The 19,651-nt window shown below is 48.2% G+C and carries 24 protein-coding genes and 2 pseudogenes; 8 read left to right on the top strand and 18 right to left on the bottom strand.

Annotated elements, in window-relative coordinates; genetic code table 11:
- Positions 1 to 13 precede the first annotated feature (13 nt).
- Positions 14 to 934: a ribokinase gene (gene rbsK, locus KT99_RS03515; protein ID WP_005497103.1), complete on the bottom strand. Its 921-nt coding sequence runs from the start codon at positions 932 to 934 to the stop codon at positions 14 to 16.
- A 587-nt stretch (positions 935 to 1,521) separates the two neighbouring features.
- On the opposite strand from rbsK, the gene KT99_RS03510 reads away from it, so the two are divergent.
- Positions 1,522 to 2,466: a LysR family transcriptional regulator gene (locus KT99_RS03510; RefSeq protein WP_040571556.1), complete on the top strand. Its 945-nt coding sequence runs from the start codon at positions 1,522 to 1,524 to the stop codon at positions 2,464 to 2,466.
- Positions 2,467 to 2,470: 4 nt separating this feature from the next.
- On the opposite strand, the gene KT99_RS03505 is transcribed toward KT99_RS03510, so the two are convergent.
- Entirely contained in the window at positions 2,471 to 3,310 is an 840-nt protein-coding gene (locus KT99_RS03505) for a phytanoyl-CoA dioxygenase family protein (protein ID WP_005497099.1), read from the bottom strand.
- A 192-nt stretch (positions 3,311 to 3,502) separates the two neighbouring features.
- Between KT99_RS03505 and KT99_RS03500 the strand changes: the two genes are divergently transcribed.
- Both KT99_RS03500 and KT99_RS03495 read left to right on the top strand, forming a co-directional pair.
- Positions 3,503 to 3,769: a hypothetical protein gene (locus KT99_RS03500; RefSeq protein ID WP_157752176.1), complete on the top strand. Its 267-nt coding sequence runs from the start codon at positions 3,503 to 3,505 to the stop codon at positions 3,767 to 3,769.
- Between the two features lie 149 nt (positions 3,770 to 3,918).
- Positions 3,919 to 6,255 (top strand): TonB-dependent receptor plug domain-containing protein, encoded by a 2,337-nt coding sequence (locus KT99_RS03495; protein WP_232504241.1) that lies wholly within the window; start codon positions 3,919 to 3,921, stop codon positions 6,253 to 6,255.
- A gap of 37 nt (positions 6,256 to 6,292) precedes the next feature.
- Here the strand turns inward: KT99_RS03495 and KT99_RS03490 are convergent, their stop codons facing one another.
- Both KT99_RS03490 and KT99_RS03485 read right to left on the bottom strand, forming a co-directional pair.
- A complete protein-coding gene (locus tag KT99_RS03490; RefSeq protein WP_005497095.1) occupies positions 6,293 to 6,661 on the bottom strand; it encodes a response regulator in 369 nt (122 codons plus the stop codon).
- A gap of 143 nt (positions 6,662 to 6,804) precedes the next feature.
- On the bottom strand, positions 6,805 to 8,346 hold the full coding sequence (locus KT99_RS03485; protein WP_005497093.1) for a protein adenylyltransferase SelO: 1,542 nt from the start codon (positions 8,344 to 8,346) through the stop codon (positions 6,805 to 6,807).
- A 228-nt stretch (positions 8,347 to 8,574) separates the two neighbouring features.
- Here KT99_RS03485 and KT99_RS03480 point away from each other — a divergent pair.
- The 5 genes and pseudogenes from KT99_RS03480 to KT99_RS03470 all read left to right on the top strand — a co-directional run bounded on the left by KT99_RS03480 (position 8,575) and on the right by KT99_RS03470 (position 11,749).
- Positions 8,575 to 9,282, top strand: a pseudogene (locus KT99_RS03480) (pirin family protein).
- 156 nt (positions 9,283 to 9,438) lie between these two features.
- Positions 9,439 to 9,570, top strand: coding sequence for a hypothetical protein (locus KT99_RS23210; protein ID WP_269764033.1), 132 nt, complete (start codon positions 9,439 to 9,441; stop codon positions 9,568 to 9,570).
- Complete coding sequence (locus KT99_RS22605; protein WP_005497089.1) at positions 9,548 to 10,063, top strand: SDR family NAD(P)-dependent oxidoreductase; 516 nt, start codon at positions 9,548 to 9,550, stop codon at positions 10,061 to 10,063. Before KT99_RS23210 ends, KT99_RS22605 begins: the two co-directional genes overlap by 23 nt.
- A gap of 14 nt (positions 10,064 to 10,077) precedes the next feature.
- Positions 10,078 to 10,320, top strand: a complete 243-nt coding sequence (locus tag KT99_RS22600) for a hypothetical protein (protein ID WP_005497086.1) — start codon at positions 10,078 to 10,080, stop codon at positions 10,318 to 10,320.
- A 490-nt stretch (positions 10,321 to 10,810) separates the two neighbouring features.
- On the top strand, positions 10,811 to 11,749 hold the full coding sequence (locus tag KT99_RS03470; RefSeq protein WP_005497085.1) for a DMT family transporter: 939 nt from the start codon (positions 10,811 to 10,813) through the stop codon (positions 11,747 to 11,749).
- On the opposite strand, the gene KT99_RS03465 is transcribed toward KT99_RS03470, so the two are convergent.
- From KT99_RS03465 to KT99_RS22175, 14 genes and pseudogenes are all read right to left on the bottom strand, one after another.
- Entirely contained in the window at positions 11,750 to 12,181 is a 432-nt protein-coding gene (locus KT99_RS03465) for a cold-shock protein (protein WP_232504238.1), read from the bottom strand.
- Positions 12,182 to 12,252: 71 nt separating this feature from the next.
- Positions 12,253 to 12,675: a hypothetical protein gene (locus KT99_RS03460; RefSeq protein WP_232504237.1), complete on the bottom strand. Its 423-nt coding sequence runs from the start codon at positions 12,673 to 12,675 to the stop codon at positions 12,253 to 12,255.
- 673 nt (positions 12,676 to 13,348) lie between these two features.
- Positions 13,349 to 13,483 (bottom strand): hypothetical protein, encoded by a 135-nt coding sequence (locus KT99_RS23205; protein ID WP_005497080.1) that lies wholly within the window; start codon positions 13,481 to 13,483, stop codon positions 13,349 to 13,351.
- Positions 13,484 to 13,510: 27 nt separating this feature from the next.
- The gene (locus tag KT99_RS03455; RefSeq protein WP_005497079.1) at positions 13,511 to 14,308 is read right to left on the bottom strand and encodes an AI-2E family transporter; all 798 of its coding nucleotides are present in this window, start codon (positions 14,306 to 14,308) and stop codon (positions 13,511 to 13,513) included.
- Positions 14,301 to 14,474, bottom strand: a pseudogene (locus tag KT99_RS22595) (potassium channel family protein); the annotation flags it as partial. The pseudogene KT99_RS22595 and the gene KT99_RS03455, both read right to left, overlap by 8 nt.
- 15 nt (positions 14,475 to 14,489) lie before the next feature.
- Positions 14,490 to 14,963: a hypothetical protein gene (locus KT99_RS03450; RefSeq protein ID WP_005497077.1), complete on the bottom strand. Its 474-nt coding sequence runs from the start codon at positions 14,961 to 14,963 to the stop codon at positions 14,490 to 14,492.
- Positions 14,956 to 15,828, bottom strand: coding sequence for an HlyD family secretion protein (locus KT99_RS03445; protein ID WP_005497076.1), 873 nt, complete (start codon positions 15,826 to 15,828; stop codon positions 14,956 to 14,958). The genes KT99_RS03450 and KT99_RS03445 overlap by 8 nt, the downstream gene beginning before the upstream one ends.
- Positions 15,829 to 15,853: 25 nt before the next feature.
- A complete protein-coding gene (locus KT99_RS03440; RefSeq protein WP_005497075.1) occupies positions 15,854 to 16,063 on the bottom strand; it encodes a DUF1656 domain-containing protein in 210 nt (69 codons plus the stop codon).
- Entirely contained in the window at positions 16,063 to 16,485 is a 423-nt protein-coding gene (locus tag KT99_RS22200) for a TolC family protein (RefSeq protein WP_198401989.1), read from the bottom strand. Before KT99_RS22200 ends, KT99_RS03440 begins: the two co-directional genes overlap by 1 nt.
- A gap of 55 nt (positions 16,486 to 16,540) precedes the next feature.
- Positions 16,541 to 17,224: a TolC family protein gene (locus KT99_RS22195; RefSeq protein ID WP_005497072.1), complete on the bottom strand. Its 684-nt coding sequence runs from the start codon at positions 17,222 to 17,224 to the stop codon at positions 16,541 to 16,543.
- Positions 17,221 to 17,430: a hypothetical protein gene (locus KT99_RS22190; protein ID WP_005497070.1), complete on the bottom strand. Its 210-nt coding sequence runs from the start codon at positions 17,428 to 17,430 to the stop codon at positions 17,221 to 17,223. The genes KT99_RS22195 and KT99_RS22190 overlap by 4 nt, the downstream gene beginning before the upstream one ends.
- 10 nt (positions 17,431 to 17,440) lie before the next feature.
- Positions 17,441 to 17,923 (bottom strand): hypothetical protein, encoded by a 483-nt coding sequence (locus KT99_RS22185; RefSeq protein WP_005497069.1) that lies wholly within the window; start codon positions 17,921 to 17,923, stop codon positions 17,441 to 17,443.
- Complete coding sequence (locus KT99_RS22180; protein WP_198401988.1) at positions 17,920 to 18,321, bottom strand: hypothetical protein; 402 nt, start codon at positions 18,319 to 18,321, stop codon at positions 17,920 to 17,922. Before KT99_RS22180 ends, KT99_RS22185 begins: the two co-directional genes overlap by 4 nt.
- Positions 18,322 to 18,326: 5 nt before the next feature.
- A complete protein-coding gene (locus tag KT99_RS22175; RefSeq protein ID WP_005497066.1) occupies positions 18,327 to 19,496 on the bottom strand; it encodes an FUSC family protein in 1,170 nt (389 codons plus the stop codon).
- Positions 19,497 to 19,651: the final 155 nt, after the last annotated feature.

The raw sequence follows: 19,651 nt of genomic DNA, 5'->3' as shown, positions 1-19,651 counted from the left end.
AAATTTACACCATTCACCCTAGAGCTAACCGTTCCAAGGTTGCTTCCCGAGTCGGGATAGAGCTTTGTGCCCCCATGCGAGTCACAGATAATGCCGCGGCGGCCTGGCCAAAACGCACCGCATCCAGCATAGATTGACCTTCCAGTAATCCGCAGACGAAACCGCCGTTGAAGGTGTCCCCGGCAGCCGTTGTATCTATGGCCTGCATCACGAAACCGGCAATGTGCTTACCTTCGCCCTTGTGTGACAACCATACACCACGCTTACCTAAGGTGATTAGCACAGTCTCGATACCAAATTGGCTGTACAGCTTGCGTGCCGCAATATCCGCATCCGATAACTCCCTGATAGCCACGCCAGTTAACTGCTCGGCTTCTGTCTCGTTGGGGGTGATGATATCGACATGACGCAATAAGCTTTCTGGCAATGCCTTAGCGGGCGCCGGATTCAACACCACTCGAGTACCGGCTGCTTTCGCTATCTTAGCCGCCGCGACTAAGGTAGTGACAGGGGTTTCCAGCTGTAGCAAGAGTAGGTCCGAGTCTTGGATAGCGGCCTTGTGCTCAAGCATCACAGTCTCAGTCAGGCAAGCATTAGCACCCGGCCAGATACCGATACGGTTTTCACCCGAGTCCTCGACGTAGATCATCGCCACTCCGGTATTTTCACCGGGTATAGTGGTGATGCCCTTAGTGTCGATACCGACATCGACGAGACCTTGTTTCATCTGCTCACCTATGGCGTCGATGCCGATACAGGCAATCATAGCCACGTCCGCTCCCAACTTGGCCGCGGCCACAGCCTGATTCGCGCCTTTACCTCCGGCCACTATTTGGTACTGTTTAGCTTGAATAGTCTGCCCGCCCTTAGGCGCGGCGCCGACTTGCATCAGGTGATCTACATTGATGCTGCCCAATACGGATAATTTGGCCATCTGAGTCTCTCTTTGCTTAATTGGATAGCTGGCTGCTTACACGGCGGCACAGCAAGAACCGAATAATCGGCTATAATGATCTCATCTCACGGTTCGACTTAAAACTGTGAAATAACCGCGCAAACGGTTGCGCAAACGATTGCGTGAATATTAATACACCTAAATCCGTATATCCAGACCAAAAACAAGATCTAGATCACGCTATTATAATTGTTAGCTATCTTCAAAATATGCACGATTTTGATCATCAGTATGGGAGAGTTTTGAACTGTGAGCTAATCATCTATGGCGATTAAGTCTTCGCGGTATTGATGGAACTGCTATTTATCTGCAGTAACTTACTGGGCTATTATCGGTATTATGGCTTCACTTTTGCAGCCAAATATAAGCAGAGTTAAAGCAGGTATGACTCGAGTCTAATACTCAGCCACTCATGCAGAAAATCTATAAGTAATCGTTAGCAGCGAGTTCAGCGCAAAATCACGATCCGTAAGATCGGGGCATCCAACTGTTTGTTCAACAAATGAAAGACAGTTAGAATGATATTTACTTATTAGAATATCATTACTGTGCACGAAGAGGATGCTATGGATATAGCCCAACGAAGCCGGGTGAATATCAATTTACTGGTCACACTCAAAGTTCTGCTTAAAGAGCGTAGTGCCTCGGCAACGGCTGACAGGCTCAATCTTAGCCAGTCTTCGATTAGCAAAAACTTGTCCCAATTGCGTCATTTGTTTAACGACCCACTGTTTCACCGTACTCCCCACGGTTTAATGCCGACGCCACTGGCATTGGAACTCGAGCCAAAACTCAGCGCCGTCTTGTTAACAATGGAGGATTTATTTGCCCCGAGCCAATTTGATTTGACGGATTATCAGGGCTGTTTTCGGATCTCGATGCAAGAAAGTGCCTTTGAATTTATTATTGCCCCCATTATCAATAAGCTATTGAGTTGCGCGCCGGGCATGCGCTTAGATACTTGGTTTAAAGACACCATGAGTCTGGACCAACTCAATCAAGGCCAACTTGATTTTGTGATCTTGCCCCACGATGTGGGTCAAACACCCAATTTTGGTCATCATCTCAAGGCAAAAGAACTATATCGTGACAATTTGGCATGTGTCGTCAGGAAGGGACATCCGGCCTTGGCACATGAGTGGGACCAACAGGCTTACCTTAACTATCGCCATATTCATGTGCGAGATAAGGAACTCGGTACACCTATATTTGAGCAGACACTATCCAAGCAAGGTTTACGGCGAAATATTGCAGTGCAGGTACCCGACTTTTATTCGGCAACCAGTCTGTGTAGTCAATCGGACCTGATTTTCACCACCACCTCGACTTGGGCTGAGTTTGCCATGACTAAGCAATCGCTGGTCCATCTGCCCATGCCTGCATCGTCTGTACAGGTGGTGTATTCGCTTATTTGGCACCAACGCAGTGATGCCGACCAGGCCCATCGTTGGCTCAAAGAGCAAATCATCAATACCACCCAAGGATTCTCAGCCGCGAACGCTGCACGATAGCGGTTTAACGATTAAAACCACGTAAGGCGAGTGCCTTAGGGTGTAACCAATTTTCTTTGGCATATTCACTGCTGCCATCGGTGACGTGGAGTGTATATGCCTGACGCGATTTACTCGAGCGGTTAGGTGCGCTGTAATGTGGCAGACGCCCCTGAAATACCACCAGACTGCCAGCTTTTACTTCCACCGATTGACTAGTTTTCTCGGTCGGCCAAGGCGTATCGTCTAATTTAACCATGCTAGTGGTTCGACCGTCGAGATTGAAACGTTCCCGCAACGGCCCGAGGTGCCCACCGCGTTCAACCCACAAACATCCGTTCTCTAAGGTCGCATCTTCAATCGCAAACCAAAACGTCACCACACTTTGCGGGCTGGTGTAAAAAAAGGTCGCGTCCTGATGCCAGTTGACTACACCGCCAATCCTGGGCTGCTTAAAGATGTACATCGACTGACGAATTTGTGGCTGTTGCAGGCCGACATCTGCCGCGATCTCACCCAATAAGGGGAGATGACTAAACTGTTCAAACACGGGATCTAACTCATGCAAGGCATGGCCAATTTTGTTAATGCATAACTCACGTTCCTGGACTAGCTTGCCCTCGGCGTCAAACGCTTCCTCTTCGAAGAAACATTGGATTTGCTCGGCCGAGTCGAGAAAATGATCATCACCGCTGCGATTATTGTGTTTGGTGGTAAAGGTATGAGAGGCATGATCATCACGCCATTGCTCTACTATGTTTGCCGCCGACGCTTTCAGTTGCGAGAGCATCGACGGTTCGATAATCTCATTTAACACCACGAAGCCTTGTTCTTGATATTGCTTAATTTGTTCTCTAGTTAACATGGCTATCCGGTCCTACTGCTCGGGCAGATTATTATTATTTCATGCCACTATACCGCCGGCCTTTCTTTGCGTAAATTGAATAGTAGTAAAAAACAAAATTACAAATTGGAATATCAGATGGGCTGTTTGTCGGCTATTCTAGCGCCAATTTTTAGCGGGTTAATCTTGCTAAGCGAGCAGAGGACAGTTGCGGTGAATATACATTTTCATAAATCATTTTGGGAAGCTGAGTGTACCAATGAGCAAGAGTTGGACCGACTCTTAGAGAGGATAAAGCACGAAGGTTATCAGGGCAGTGAGCTGTTTTTACCCTTCTATGACATCAACGCCACCAGCACGCTCACTGCCCACAGGCGGCACGGGCTGAATATCATCACCGGCATCGCCACCGACGGTACGACTGCCAGCGAACACCTGAGCTCTCGGAGCGCGGATAATCTCTATAACTCTTGGCTCTGAAACAGCAGGTTTCATTCTAAGGGTATCAAGTGTAACGGTGTTAGCCTGCGCGCAACATCATATAGCTTAAAGTAACAAATGGATTTCATTTCATGAAAAATAAAATTGCAATCTTAACCATAGGCGCTAGCTTAGTCGCTCCACATGCCATGGCGGCCGCAGAGATCACCAAAGTTGAGCGTATTCAGGTGATCGGCTCACGCATCGCATTGCGCACGGCGACAGACAGCGCAGTGCCGGTAGATATCATCACGGCGGAGCAGCTTGAAGCAACGGGCATGTCAGAAACGGCCAAGGCACTGCAATTTGCCGCACCGAGTTATAACTTTCCATTTTCATCTATCACGGACGGTTCAGATGCGGTACGACCCGCGAGCCTGAGAGGCATGTCGCCGGATCAGACCTTGGTATTGGTCAATGGTAAACGCCGTCACGGCTCCGCCCTGGTTCACCTAGGCGGTACCACAGGCAAGGGCTCATCGAATGTGGATCTGAACGCCATCCCGATGACCGCAATTAAGCGCATCGAAATATTACGTGATGGCGCCGCCGCGCTCTATGGCTCGGATGCCATCGCCGGCGTGATCAACGTGGTATTGAAAGACAGTGCCCAGGGCGGTAGCATATCGCTCCAGACCGGCCAGACTTATGAAGGCGACGGCGAGCAGATCCGGGTCGGCATTAACCAGGGCATTAGCTTTAGCGAAGATGGGTTTGTTAACTTGACGTTCGAGGCGCACCAAAAAAATAGCACCAATCGCGCTGGGTTAGACCCTCGTCAACAATATCCCTTGCTCCAAGATGGCAGTCTAGATCCCCGCGAAGATAGCTTCGATCGTCTAAATCACCATGTCGGTGACAGTGATTATAATAACTACAGCCTGTTTCTCAATGGCGCACAAATATTCAGCGACGACAGCAAATTGTATGCCTTCGGCGGGGTAAGTTCACGCAATTCGACCTCGGGAGCCTTCTATCGCCGCGCCAAGGACTCACGCAATATCATCGAAACTTATCCTGACGGCTTCTTACCTCAGATCAGCCCGGAGATTATCGATTATTCGTTAGTGACCGGATATGAGTTTGACTTGGGCCAATGGAGCCTGGATGCCTCTGCCGGCTATGGTAGCAACTCCTTTCAGTATCGGGTTGTAAATACCTTGAATGCCTCTCTTGGGCCGACCAGCCCGACCTCTTTCGACGCCGGCACCCTGTCGAATTATGAGACTAACCTCAACCTGGATGCCTCGACCTACTACGATTTTCTCAATGAATCCGACATACTGGTGGCGATGGGAATTTCTTGGCGTGACAGCAGATATCAAATCGAGTCGGGTCAGCAAGAGTCATATATTAAGGGAGATTATCAAGATAAAGCCGGTGCTAGCCAAGGTTTCGGTGGTTTCAGCAAGGGATCTGAAATCGATATAAATCGCCAAAATACCGGTGTCTACTTGTCACTGGAAAACCAGATCAGTGACGATTTTTACTGGGCGATGGCGCTGCGCTATGAGCACTATTCAGACTTTGGTGGCAACACCAGTTGGAAGATTTCTGGTCGTTATGATATCACCGACCAGCTGGCAATCCGCGCCAGTACAGACACAGGTTTTCGCGCTCCCAGTGTCCAGCAACTTTACTTCACCAACGTATCGACCTTCTTCGATCCAGACCCGATCACCGGCGAGTTTGTGCCGAGAGAATCGGGCACATTTAACAGCCTATCTCCAATCACCAAAGGCTTGGGCGTCGAGGCGCTAATGCCTGAAATTTCACACTCATATAGCCTAGGATTGGTCTTCACCAGTAGTTATGGGCTGACCGCCAGCCTAGACATGTATCAAATCGACTTAGACGATCGCATCATTCTATCGGGTTCGGTCGATAGCGACAGTTCGGAGGAAATCGCCGCCATCCTCGCCGATACCAATGCCGACTCGGCGCGTTTCTTCCTCAATGCCATCGATAGTCGCACTCGCGGAGTCGATCTGGTCCTCTCGCAACAATTGGACCTAGGCAGCTTGGGTGACTTGGAAACCAACCTATCCTTCTCCTACAACCAGACAGAAGTCCAGGATATACATCTGCCGAGCATCTTAAGTGGTCAACAAGAAGACTTATTCGATCACCAAGAAGAAGTGAATATGACCGAAGGCACGCCACATAATAAAGGCAATATTGGTTTCACTCACAGGTACGATGACTTCACCACTAACCTAAGATTCAGCTACTTTGGCTCTTACACCATTGGCTACTCGAGCACAGATGTCACCTATGGCGATAAATGGACCACAGACATCAGCATGCGATATCAGGCAACTGCCGGTCTTGCTTTGAGCGCGGGGGTGCAGAACTTATTCGATGTGTATCCCGACAAGCGTCCGGAAGATAATAACTTCAATGGTATATTCGTGTATCCACTCACCAACTCTCCCTTCGGTTTCAACGGTGGTTACTATTATGTAGAGGCTAAGTACACCTATTAATCGATAGGCTCAAATTTTCGTTAATGTGCCGAGTCGATCAGTAAGGGAGGTATTGGTCGACCATTTTCTGTATCACGTCAGGCATAATAGGCTTGTTGACGTAATCGTTGGCACCGAGTTTCAGCGCAAAATCACGATCCGAGCTATCTACTAAGGTGCTGATAACAACCACAGGTATATTGGCTCGTGATGAGTCCGCCTTTAGGAACCTAAGCACCTGGTAGCCATTCACCTCAGGCATAGTGATATCCAGCAAGATGAGATCTGGGATCATTGAATTTAAGATCTCTATGCCACCACTGCCGGAGTTGGCAGTAGTGACTTGATAATCATCGCCTAGGATTGCCAGTAATACCCCGGTACACACAGGGTCATCATCAATGATCAAAATTTTAGCTCTTTCCATTTAGCCCTCTCAGATCTAATTTCAATGTCTTTATTGTATCCAATTTAAGCAAAAAAGACACCCATGAGGCTAATCTAATCAAGGTTCGAAAACCTGAGTTAGCACAGCAAATCCCTAGAGAACTTACTAAAAATCCTTACCCCTTAAGTTCCACAGAATGTGGTGTAGGATCCAAAACTCTCTGGTGCCGCTTTGGCATATTCCTCGGCCCCAGCCTGCGGCGTATAAGGGTTCTCGAGTACCCTAAGCAAGTTTTCAAACGGCTGATAATCAGCTCTTTGCTCTGCCGCTTCTATGGCATGCTCAACCTGATGATTTCTAGGGATATACACAGGGTTAACGGCATTCATCATGGCCACGCGATCTGGCAGAGAGCGCTTTTCTTGGGATGGCGTTTCGCTTAACTGCTTTTCTCTTGCTTGATCGTCTCGGCAGAGGCGCGCCATCCATAACTTCTTCCACTGGATAAACTTAGCGGCATCATTGAATAGCTTGTCGCTTTGGCAGCTGGTACTCTCGAGACTGCTAGTTTCAAGATCGTTAGCGAGTTGGCGGAAGAGCTGGCTAAAGTCTACCTCTTGCCCCGACATAGACTCAAGCAGTTGCTCGCAAAGGGCTAAGTCGCCTTCCTCTTCAATGGATATACCCAGTTTTCCCCGCATGCCTGCTAGCCAGTAACCTTGATACACATCCCAAAATTGGGTGACGGCTTCAGTCGCTTTCGCTACTGCTTCCTCTGCATCATCGCTTATCAAGGGCAACAAGGTTTCGGCTAATCTAGCCAGGTTCCACTGTGCTAAGACTGGCTGATTATTGTAAGCATAACGCCCATCTCTATCGATGGAGCTAAATACAGCTTTGGGATCATAGTCATCCATAAAGGCGCAGGGGCCATAATCTATGGTCTCGCCGCTAATCGTCATATTGTCGGTATTCATCACACCATGAACGAAACCGACCAGCAACCAGCGGGCGACTAACTCAGCTTGCTTGTCGCAAACCGCACTCAGAAAGTCCAGGTATGGCTGTTGGCTGCTTTTGAGCTCTGGATAGTGACGCTCAATGGCGTAATCGGCCAGCTGCTTAACCTTATCTTGCTCACCGCGGGATGAAAAAAACTGAAATGTGCCGACACGTATATGACTGGACGCGACGCGAGTGAGAACGGCTCCAGGCAGGAGTTGAGTGCGCATGATTTGCTCACCTGTGGTGACTACGGCTAATGCCCTGGTGGTGGGGATATTTAGGGCATACATGGCTTCACTGAGTATATATTCCCGCAGAACGGCGCCCAGTACCGCCTTACCGTCACCACCTCGTGAAAATGGCGTTCGGCCAGAGCCCTTGAGTTGAATATCCACACGTTTGCCGTCTTTGTCTAACACTTCTCCCAACAGTAGCGCCCGACCATCACCTAGTTGCGGACTAAAGCCGCCAAATTGATGCCCGGCATAAACTTGTGCCAGTGGACTGGCACCTATTGGCGCCTGGCTACCCGAAAAAACCTCGGCTAATTGAGCTGGATTAGCATTACTCAAGCCAATGCTACTCGCCAATGAAGTATTTAATTTCACTAGCTCAGCACTCGGCGCTTTTGCCCCCGGGCAGGAAGCATAAAAACCTTCTAAGTTTTCTGCGTAGCTGTTGTCGAAGGTCAAACCCAGATCTATTTTCACACTGCTCATCGTTATTCCCATGCCATCAAGACAAAAGTATTCTTTAAACCCTTGCCTCTACTTTACCCCAATCTGCATAAGAAGGTCTCCCGTTCAATATTTACTCCTATTTTTTAGAATGTTTAATGCGATATTTCGCAATATTCATTCGATAATCTCAAGAGTATGCTGATCGTAATCGCTAATACAACAGCATTGTTAACGAGATAAGTTTTAGCCCAGTTCAGGAGAAAAAACATGAAAGTACAGAGTCAATTTTCAGCCAGGCCAGCGATGGATGGAGATGGCGTGAATATTCGCCGGGTAGCCGATTTCAATCATACCAAGTTCGACCCATTCTTGATGATGGATGAGATAAAGTCCGATGATGAACAAGACTTTATCGGCGGTTTTCCACCCCATCCTCACCGGGGTATCGAGACATTTACCTATATCCGTAAAGGCGGATTTTAGCACAAGGATCGGCTGGGAAATGTGAAAGCCATTCGCGCTAAAGATGTGCAATGGATGAGTACCGGCAGCGGAGTCATCCATTCCGAGATGCCGATGAGGGCCTGCATGGGTTTCAGATTTGGCTCAATATGCCAGCGAAGGATAAGATGCGCCCGGCGAGATATCAGGACACCAGTGAAACGGTAAATCCTGAGGTTAGCAATAATACCGGCGCGACACTGCGAGCATTGGCGGGGGATTGGGCATTTGCCGGACAAGCAGAAATTAGTGCTCCGGTACAAGGGCTTGCAGGGGAAGCCGCAATAGCCGATCTCATGCTGAATCCTGACGCTATTGCCGAGTTACAGCTCAAGAGACATGAGTTTGTCGGCCTCTATCTGTATCAAGGAGGATATCGTGCACATGGGGCCCTTTGTAATGAACACACAAGCGGAGATCCAGCAGGCGATCGATGATTATCGAGCCGGACGCTTTGGCGAAATCCCGCTGTAGGAATCAAAACCATAAATATTAAGCCTGAAACTAAGTTATTGAGTCATGATGTTAAACCGCTAGCCAACACGGAAGCCAGATGTTAATAATATCGATTGGTATAAGAAAGCCACATTAAAATAATTGCGCTAAATACAAACTCAGGGAAGTAGATCAATGGCTGATTCAAAGGTTAACTCAGGGGCGATCCCAACACCGGAAGACAACACATTCACTGCTGCTTCCGGGGCGCCGACGGTACTGATCACAGGGGCATCTAAGGGCGTTGGCGCAGCATGGGTTTGCTAAGGCCTTTCCTGAGGGGGTTAATCTGGTATTAGTGGCTAGAGGATTAGCGGGGTTACAAGAGTTAGAGAGTGAGTTAAGCCAATACCCTAATGCCAAGGTGTTGACCCTGACGGCCGATATTGCCGACCTTAAGGCGTGTAAACAGTTAGTCGCGGCTGCGGTGAAAGAATTTGGCGGTATCCATGTCTTAGTGAACAATGCGGCCCTGCACCATAGAGGCGAATTTAGTCAAAGAACGCCGGAGCAGATAGCGGCCATGGTGGATGTGAATCTAAGATCGCCCCTGTATCTGGCTGCACTCGTGCTGCCCCTAATGCCTAAGTCAGGCCCTAAAGCCATCGTCATGGTGGGCTCGCTGGCTGGCCGTGCGCCTCTACAGGGCGCTGCGACCTATAGCAGCACTAAATCCGGGCTTAGAGCCTTCGCCTATGCCTTAAGCGACGAGCTTAGGGATAAAAATATCAATGTGGCCGTGGTGTCACCCGTCCTATAGATACCAGTTTTATTATGGATGAGATAGATGAAGTGGAAGATATTGTCTATTCCCAGCCCATGAGCACGCCAGAGCAAGTCGCCGCAGCTGTCGTTAAGTTAGCGAAAGGCACAGAGACCGAAATTGCCATGCCCTGGTTTAGCGGTAAACTCTCTACATTAGGCTACCTGTTCCCCAGTTTTCGCCGTGCCAGTCGTGGACTGCTCTATCGCATCGGCCGTAAGAACAAGGATAAATACCGCCGACGTCAATCTTAAACCTGAGGTAAATTCAAATATCATTCACATCAAATGTTAACCATAAAAATTCAAATTTCACATAAAATTATTCAAGCAAAAAAACGACCAGCATTAACATAAATTAATTTAGATTTTATAATTGACAGTATACCTCAAGAGATACACTATGAATGTCCACTTAATTCCTCAAGTTTAGGAACAGGGTTTAGTTCATGCTGTTAATTCAATCTCAAACAAGTCATCAAGATAAACTGGTATCGATTCAGTTATGACTCCTAGTCACGAATACGAATACCAATCCCAGTGTGATGACTTGTGTGTGGCCGAATCAGCCCGCGGATGAGATGGAGATAGCGCGCTAGTCTACACCATTACCCAGCCGCAAAAGATAGCAATGCGGCAGATAACTCCCCCATGCTCCGCTCTCTTCTCGGCTTACCACAAATTTGATGACCAAGACTCATGTTTTGCTTCAAATTGTTAATACCAGCAGTAAGCGAGGTACAAGATGACAATGCAAGTCCAGGCAACATTACCCAGACTGGTTCCCGCAGCCTTTTTATCTGTGGTTTTGATCTGGTCTACCACGCCACTGGGCATAGTCTGGAGCAGCGAGTCTGTTCATCCGACCATGGCTGTGTTGCTGAGAATGGTGATCGCCTTGTTACTGGGAAGTTTGATCCTCTTGATAACCCGTATTCGAATGCCATGGAGCAGAACGGCGATAAAGCTTTATGGCGTATCATCCATAGGCATAGTTGGCGGCATGTTACTTAGCTACTTTTCGGCTCGTTATCTGGCGTCGGGGACCATGTCGCTGATCTTCGGCCTGTCGCCACTAATTTCAAGCTTACTGGCTCAGAGGCTCCTCGGTGAAGCCAAATTTGGACCCATGAAACTATTAGCCCTAGTCATGGCTTTTATCGGATTAGGGATAGTTTGTTCATCTAAGCTGTCGCTGGGCTCGGATAGCTGGATTGGCCTGATGCTGATCTTGACTGCGGTGTTTCTATTTAGTCTCAGTGGCGTGTTAATAAAGACCATCAAAATCAATATTCATCCCATCGCTAGCACTGTGGGTGCATTGGCATTTTCGACACCAATGTTTGCCTTAGCTTGGCTGATATTCGACGGCACCCTACCAATAGACACATGGCAGGAGAGATCACTCTGGTCGATCCTGTATCTGGGGGTATTTGGCTCCCTGATAGGCTTTATCGCTTACTTCTATATTTTGCAGAATCTGAAGGCGAGCACTGTCTCTCTGGTGACCTTGATAACACCTGTGTTCGCCATGACGTTAGGGGCACGGCTTAATGGCGAAACCATCACAGATGCCTTAGTCATAGGCGCCATATTTGTGATTTCCGGCCTGGGCCTATATCAGTTCGGCGAAACGACCATGGACTCGATCAAACGCAGACGGATGAAGAAAAAGAGCGGTTGATCACTGTGTTCTGTGTACATCCTCTGTGGTATTGGTGTCAGTGAACATCTGATAAATCAAGCTGCCACCGATAAGCAGCACGGCTATGATTAATAGCCGTGCTATGACAGCCGATGAGGAGATAGGGATCTTACTATTGCCATTACCTAAATAGGGTTTGCTCTCCTTCACATCATCAGCATTGGCTTCGACCCCCTCAATATGAGCCTGGATGGCATTGAGTTTACTGTCGAGTTTAGTCTCTATCAGAAAGAAGATGGTGTCCCAAATTTTTGGGCGCCTGCTCATATGTTTCAATACCGAGATATGGATAGATATGTCCTGCTCGCTGGCAGGACCATGTAACGTCGCCATATCGGCATGAGACGCATCCGGCCTAATCAATCCAAATCCCTTGTCATCATTCCAGTGGATCAATACGCCCTTTAACATCTGAGTTTTCATACCTGTATTTAGTGCAATCCTAAAAAAATGCCAGTGAAAGGTTTACCTAAAACCTCACATCAGAGCCTGCTATGGTTTTTAATGTCGCTCATCGCTTGCAGCTTCTGCTGAAAATGAGTATCAAGTTTAAACCACAACTCTCCCGTTGGTGCGACATTTTTCATAATGGTGTAGTCACCCATCTTGCCCACATAAAAGCGAGAATACTTATCGGCCATAAATGAAGTTTGAGCGAACAGCTCACCCTCACCCACAGCCTCACAACTTATCTTAAGCGGCGAAGTCCTAGATATTGAAAAATTGACGATATTCATCATCTCCCCCTTAACCCTGAGCGACTCCTTCGACAATATCTCTATTAGCTCATCGTAATGGATTTTACCATCGCAAACACCAGGGATCTTCACCCAAGAACCTATGATAAGCGGAACTAAGCTTTTATCTTGTTGAACTTGAACCGGTTTATCAGTATTAACATACAAAACTATCCCAACTCCGCTCCCTACCAATAAGAGAAATAAGCTAAGGAGCATTATTTTGTTTTTTTCTGAGGACATTAGATCCCTTGATTGCTGCGAGTAATTAAATCGACACAAGTTATCTTAATAGAGGTAAAACATCCATAGCATATTGTTAAACATATACTATATTATTGTCATCATAAGGCCTATATATCGTTCTTCATCAATCAGGTAACACATTGGCCAGAGAAAGTAGGCAAAATTAGTGAGAAGATTAGTATACAGAGCCATGCTTAATTAGTTTTTACTGTAAAACAAAAAATAATACCTATCGGTATAAGCTTGTCGAAATTACAATACGAGATTAAGTTCTATTAGTTATAACCTCTAATAAAATCCTTCTCCAAATTGATCACATCTTGCTTAGTGCAATGAGTCTCCTTAGCCTGATCTCACGCTTCGGCGGCAAGCAGCTTGATAACGTAATCGACTCTACAACGGTATGAGCTAGAAGTTTCATAAAGGTGATGATTGATTGTAAAATGCAACAACCGCCTCCCACATGCATAGATTATGCGCTAACTTAAACCTGCCACGAATGATAGTAATCCCATAAAAAGGAGAGCCAATGCTCTCCTCTCCCCTTTTATAAACAGAAAATCTGCTAGGCTCCCTTAAGCCAGTAAAACGTTAGCTATTTAACCTCACTCGTCACAGTTTCTAGCTTAGACTCTGGGCTCTCACCTTCAAGCACTCGCGCTTGTTCAGCCTCTTGTTCCTTGTCGGCCTTCAACCAGGCTATAAACAACTCATACCAGATGGCGAGCACGACTGCGCCGAGGAACAAGCCTATAATTCAGGCCGTCAGCATGCCGCCGATGGCACCAATCAAGATAACAGGCATAGGCACATCCACGCCGCGTCCCATCAACAGAGGCTTAAGGAAGTTATCCGATACGCCGGCAATCAGCACCCATATAGTGAAGATGGTCGCGGCAGTGAGTGTGATCCACTGCTCGCCATTCTGACCCGCTACACGTACTGCGATAATGCTAACGGCATCGGAAATCTTCTCCGCATGAGACATGAAACCCGCCGCGATAGCCAAGGAGATGATAAACATCATCAGAGTCGCCAAGCTACTACCTATGACCGCAGCTATGGTGCCCACGGCCGTCTTTATCTCAGGCAGAAAATGCTGCACTGCCTTCTCCAGGTTAGTGGAGAACAGCGCCCAAATTTCATAAAGCTTGTCACCGATCACAGGAATATCGGCCACCCTCTGGGTCGGGCCAGAGATCTGAACATCGCCACTCTGCAACACCTCTATGGTACGGCTGACACCATCGAATATTGAACCTGAGACTAGGACAAATGGAATGACCAGAAGCGCGACTCCTATGACAGCCAGTGCAGTCGCAGCCAGTCCGCGTCTGCCCTTGAAGGCTTTCTCCAATTTATGGGTTAATGACATCAGAGCCACGGCTATGATGGCACCCCACAACACGGGAATAACGAAGGGCCTGATAATGTCATACGTCCATACGATTAGCATAAACAGCAAGCCGATGCGAATAGCCGACTCCATCATGTTATTGACGAATATTTTACTCTGCTGATTTGCCACTCGATTATTTCCTTGTAGATTATCCATGTTGTTTTCCCTGATTTGAACTCACTAAACTCGCTACCACGATAGCCATATAAAACACACCGGCAATCGCTTCCATGTAGACAAGGACTTGTGAAAATGGGCTGATGGGACTGATATCCCCATAGCCTAATGTGGTTAAAGTAACGAAACTAAAATAGGCCAGCTGAGAGAAGCTTTTCCCCTAGGACATCTGGCTTATGCCGGTAAAAGAATATGGCGCAAACTCCATGACCATAAGGTAGGCAATGGTCCACATCAAGCCCATCAGGAGGAACAGGGCCACAGACCCCACCACCTTATTGCTGTCCACTGTGCCGGTAAATAAGATCTGCCTGGAGATAGATCTAAATGTTCCCCAGAAGAAAGCAAACATGATCAGTAACACCAGCAGATCTATCTCCTGTATGCCTAAGGCTTGCCTGAGTATTGATGCAAGCACCCAGCATAGCGCCAACATCTGCATGAAGCGTTTCCAACGGCGATCGAAACGCAGACTCAATATGCAGACCAGGAAAGTCAGCACTATCACCCCTTCGAGCACATATTCTAAGATGCCGCTCGGCATCACCTCTACCAAAGATGAGGTTACCAGTAAGCCAATGAGCGCGAAGGTCATGTAATAGAAGTTATTTTCCTGATTGATTTTCTTATTCATCGCCGAGCACCATGATCGAAGCCGACAGGCCGAATCTCAACTCTACTCCCTCGGGAAGCTCGTCTAAGGTAATACGCACAGGAATACGTTGTGCCAGGCGGATCCACTGAAACACAGGATTCACATTTGGCAGCAAGTTATAGCCCACGGTACCGTTTTTAGGCGCTATGCCCCAACCTATGGATTCCACTTTGGCCTCGATAGGCTTATCTGGGTGTGCCATCAGGGTCGCCATGGCAGTGCTGCCTATATGGATCTGCGCTAACTCACTCTCACGAAAATAGGCGAAGGCCCAGAAGCTATTACTGTCGACTAGGGCGATAAGGGGCTGATTCATCACCGCCTGGGTACCGATCTGGATGTCTATGTTAGAGACATAACCCTCTACAGGAGCATAAATATTAGTGAAGCCAAGATTCATTCTGACCGCCTTCAACTGCTGCTCGGAGGCCTTAATCTTAAGCTTGGACTCTTCATAAGCTATCTCACGGCGGATCAAATCTTTATGGGAAACCGCTCCCTTATCTTTCGCCCTGATATCCTGCAGGCGATCGAACTCAATCTTCTTACCCTGTGAGCTCAACTTTGCCCGCTCCAGCCCGACTTCGGCTTGGGAGAGTGAGACTTCATAGGTACTGGGATCAATCTTAAACAGCAGATCTCCCTTATGCACAAACTGGTTATCCTTGATATAAACCTGCACCAGAGGACCGGAAACCCGGGGAGCCAGCTTGATCACATTGGCCCTAATCTGGCCATCGCGAGTCCAGGGGTTGTTAAAGTACTCCTGGTATTTCTGATAACCCAGAAACAGTGCGCCGCCTATGATGAGGACATTGAGGACTATGATTGATAATTTTTTCATCTTATTCACTTGTTCGAAGGTCCATTTAGAAGCGTAAAAAGAAACTATCTATGCCGATAACGTAGAACAAGGTTATCGCCATAAAGGTAATCGAAGGAAACGCAATGAAACGCGACAACCTCGTCTTATTTAACAGGGCTACCGTAATCCAGCTGGCGATTGTTGCCATCACTAATACCAGTAACAGGGGCGAGAAATAAATATCTCCCGCAGCGAGTTCATGGGGGAGATCCATCACTCATTCCCTCCTTTAATCGAAAGCTGAGAACTCGTCTGTTGGATATCCGCAACCGTCGGCCGGTTTCCCAGCACTGGTAATAATTGCGGTTCATCTAACACATCTCCCCAATCGGTTCTCGGCCTCATCAGCTCTCTATTGCTATCGCTGATAAAAGCCTTGCCATTATTTATCTGCCAGCCACCGCCCAAGGACTTATAGAGCGCCACGACTTGATTGGCCACATTGCCCTTGATCTGGGCATAACTGTCTTCGCTGCGGGTCATCTTCTCTACCGAGTTAAGCAGTCGCTCGAAGCCTATCTGACCATTCTCATACTGGGTCATGGAGATATTAAACGCCCGAATCGAGGCATTAACCGAACTCATTCTCAGCGCCTTCTGCTCCCGATACAGGGAGTAGGAGGCGCTGAGCGCCACCCACCTCTTGTACCGCCAGCAACACCTTCTTGTTGTAGTTGGTGAGCGCCTCTTGTCAGCGGGCATCCTCCAGGCGGACATTGTTCTTAATCCGGCCATATTGGAAAATATTCCAGGAAAATGAGGGGCCGGCGGAGAGCGTCAGCGAGTCGCTAAAACTGAAACTGCTGCCACTGGGGGTGTTGCTGTTGATCCCTATTGAGCCGAACAGGGAAAAGCTGGGATAGAGGGCCGCCTCGGCCGAGCCGATCTTGGCACTCTGGGCACGGGCCAGTAACTCGGCGACTTGAAGATCCGGGCGTCTCATCACCAGGGAAGCATCGATACTGGCATCGAGCATGGGCGGAGTCGGCACGATAGATTCGGTATTATCATCAGTCATGGTGCGTTTGGTATCTGCCCTGCCATACTCGATATTGTAGGCATCGATCTTAGCTTTGAGCTGCTCCGACTCCAGCATGGGCACTATCTCACCAGGCATTACACCGAGTAACACGGCGAGGGCATTTCTCGCCTGCATCATACCCAACTTAAGTGAAGGCAGTGCCGCCTTAGTGGTGTAGAGCTGACTCTTGGCCTGCTGCACATCGAGCTCGGTGACATTGCCTGAGTCATACTGCACCTGAGTGATGTGTACCACTCGCTGCTGGATCTGAATATTTCGCCTGGAGAGCAACATTCTCTCCTGAAAGGTCCTGAAGTTAATGTAATTACGTGCCACTTCCGATGTGATAGTCACGGCAATATCATTGTATGAGGCGATGCTTGCATTGTCTGTTTAAGCTCACTCTCAGAATCACTCTCAGAATCAGAGGCAGAATTTTTCCAGCTGTCGGGCAAGTTCTTCGCCTCAAGAGTCTGAAAGTCCGGTCCCAATGTGGTACACGCCGAGAGCCCAAGCAATGGCATCATCACCAGACAGGTTTTGACGTACTTATTTAACATTGCCACTCTCCTAAAATCGCTTCTGTCGTAAATTGTTCCAACTGATATCCTCGTACGTCCGTTGACACTGACTGATGGCATCGAACACATTCTTCTTCAAATTGAGGAAGATATAGAAACCTGAGATGTCGGTCGCCGAATACAGCGACAGATCGAGACCATTGAGGTAATCTTCCAACTGCAACTCTGTGGCTGCATAATCCAACTCATACCCCAAAAATACCTTGGCTGATGCCTCCTGCTTATATCCCCCCGCCAGAGACTTGGTCATGGGCAGCAGCACCTTATCCTTGAAGGAATGCCGCCCCTGTAACACCAGTTCATTGGTTGCAAACTTACCTTGGGAAGAGACAAAGATATTCAGATGATTGTTGAGCATTTCACAGGCAGCAGAAAAGGCCGCGAGAGCTTGTGGCGTCGTTTGCTGAAACTGCTTATTATTAATTTTTGCCGACCATAGGGTTAACTTTTTCACAGTGACGTTCATGGTCATCTGGTGCCAATCGGTCTTGAGCCGCTGTAAACCGTTGGGTTTCTCATCACCAGAAACAGATGCTCCGGGCGCGATGAGAAGGGAAAATAATAGGATAAGATGATCATCAAGACCACCAGATAAAATATCATCATGACACTGAGGAGTACGGCAAAGTTATAATGCATGGTGTTATCTATACCCAGCACAAACAAACCCATAAGGAAAAATATGGTAACCGGCCCCTTGAACAGGTAGAAGCCGACGAAGGTATAGATGAAGATAAAGACCCCAAGCTCGGCACCTAAAGTCAGCCCGGGCAGAACGAACACATAGGCAGGCACAGCAAACAGGAAGCCGAAGGTGAACAGCACCAGCAACATCACTGGGTGCACAGGCAAAAAAGACAACAGCGACATGTAGATCACCGAGAAGACCACGAAGGTGTAGCCCCCGGAGGATTGAAGTAGATCCAGATGAGTCCCGCGATCCAGTAGGTGACAAACACTTTTACTGCCGTCTTGGCATTCTCCGCATCCCACCAGATAAACTGAGAGAGTGCCTTAGGGAAGCGCTCGCTGAAATCCACCTTGCCGGTCACAGAGTCGATGCTGCTGATGGTCGCCGTCAACCGCGACAACTTTTCATGGCGCTGATTGAGCAAGTAGGCAAAGGTCAGCACCTTGCCTCTGCCAAGATGAGTGTAGGTTTTTAGCGCTTCTTCATCCAAGGTCACCCTGTGCTCGATGATTTCACATGTGCGCTCTTTATCATCCCAGACCTGCTCGGACTCGATAAAAAGGGCCGCTAGCTTTTGGACGGTTTGAGCGTAATCTGTGATAAAGCCGTCTAGCCTTAACTCTGTGCCCTGTTTCACACTGTGAGAGCCTGACTCGGCGACAACAATTAGCAACTCAGAGATCTGCTTATAATAGATCAGGGCCAGGTCCCACTCCTTCTTATAGGCCGAGACATCGCTGCACTCGGCGCTGATTGAAGTGTACCTCTGCTCCAAGGCCCCTTGCGCTGCGAAGAGCTGCTTCACCAAAGATGACACATCTGTTTGCTCTGCCGACTTTTCGGGGCAGTCCTGGGGCATTGACTCGGCGGGTTCGGCTTGGTCCTGCGTCTCTTTAGGATGGGTCAGAAGATGAAAAAGCTGCCCTTGTATTCGATTCAAATCATGAACCAATACCCTGAGATTTTGCTCTGTCTTGACCGGAAATAGCAATACACTGACCAAGGTAAACACCACCACGCCGAATGCCGTCATGAAGGCCCGGTCAACACCATAGATGAAGGCGCCGTTGGCATCACCGCCGTTGGACATCATCAACACCATCACCCCAGTGAGCATAAACACGCTGGGGTCTTTCTTATAGGCATTGCGGAAATAGAAGATGACCGAGACCACAACAGATACCACGAACATGTAGAGAATGCGCTCTTGAGCGAAGAGTCCTACCCGCATTAGGCCTATAACGGCACCAATCAAGGTGCCAATCACCCTATAGGTCCCCAGGGCGAGAGACTCGCGGCGACAGCAGAAGCGATCAACATCACAGTGGTGGCGGCCGTCGATGCCTGCGGCCAACCCATAGCCATGGGAATGAGGTAAGCCAGAGTCAGACTCAAGGCGACTCTAGAGGCAAACTTGAACTTCTCGCTCAGGCAGAAGGGCCATAGCCAAGAACTAACGTTCAGCCAGGACCCACTGGATTGCTCAATTTAACTCGAGTCCTTATCTTG

It is taken from the genome of Shewanella benthica KT99, from assembly GCF_000172075.1.
Lineage (GTDB): Bacteria > Pseudomonadota > Gammaproteobacteria > Enterobacterales > Shewanellaceae > Shewanella > Shewanella benthica_A.
Note: the sequence above shows the minus strand (reverse complement) of the source record. Positions and strands in the feature narration are given on the sequence as shown.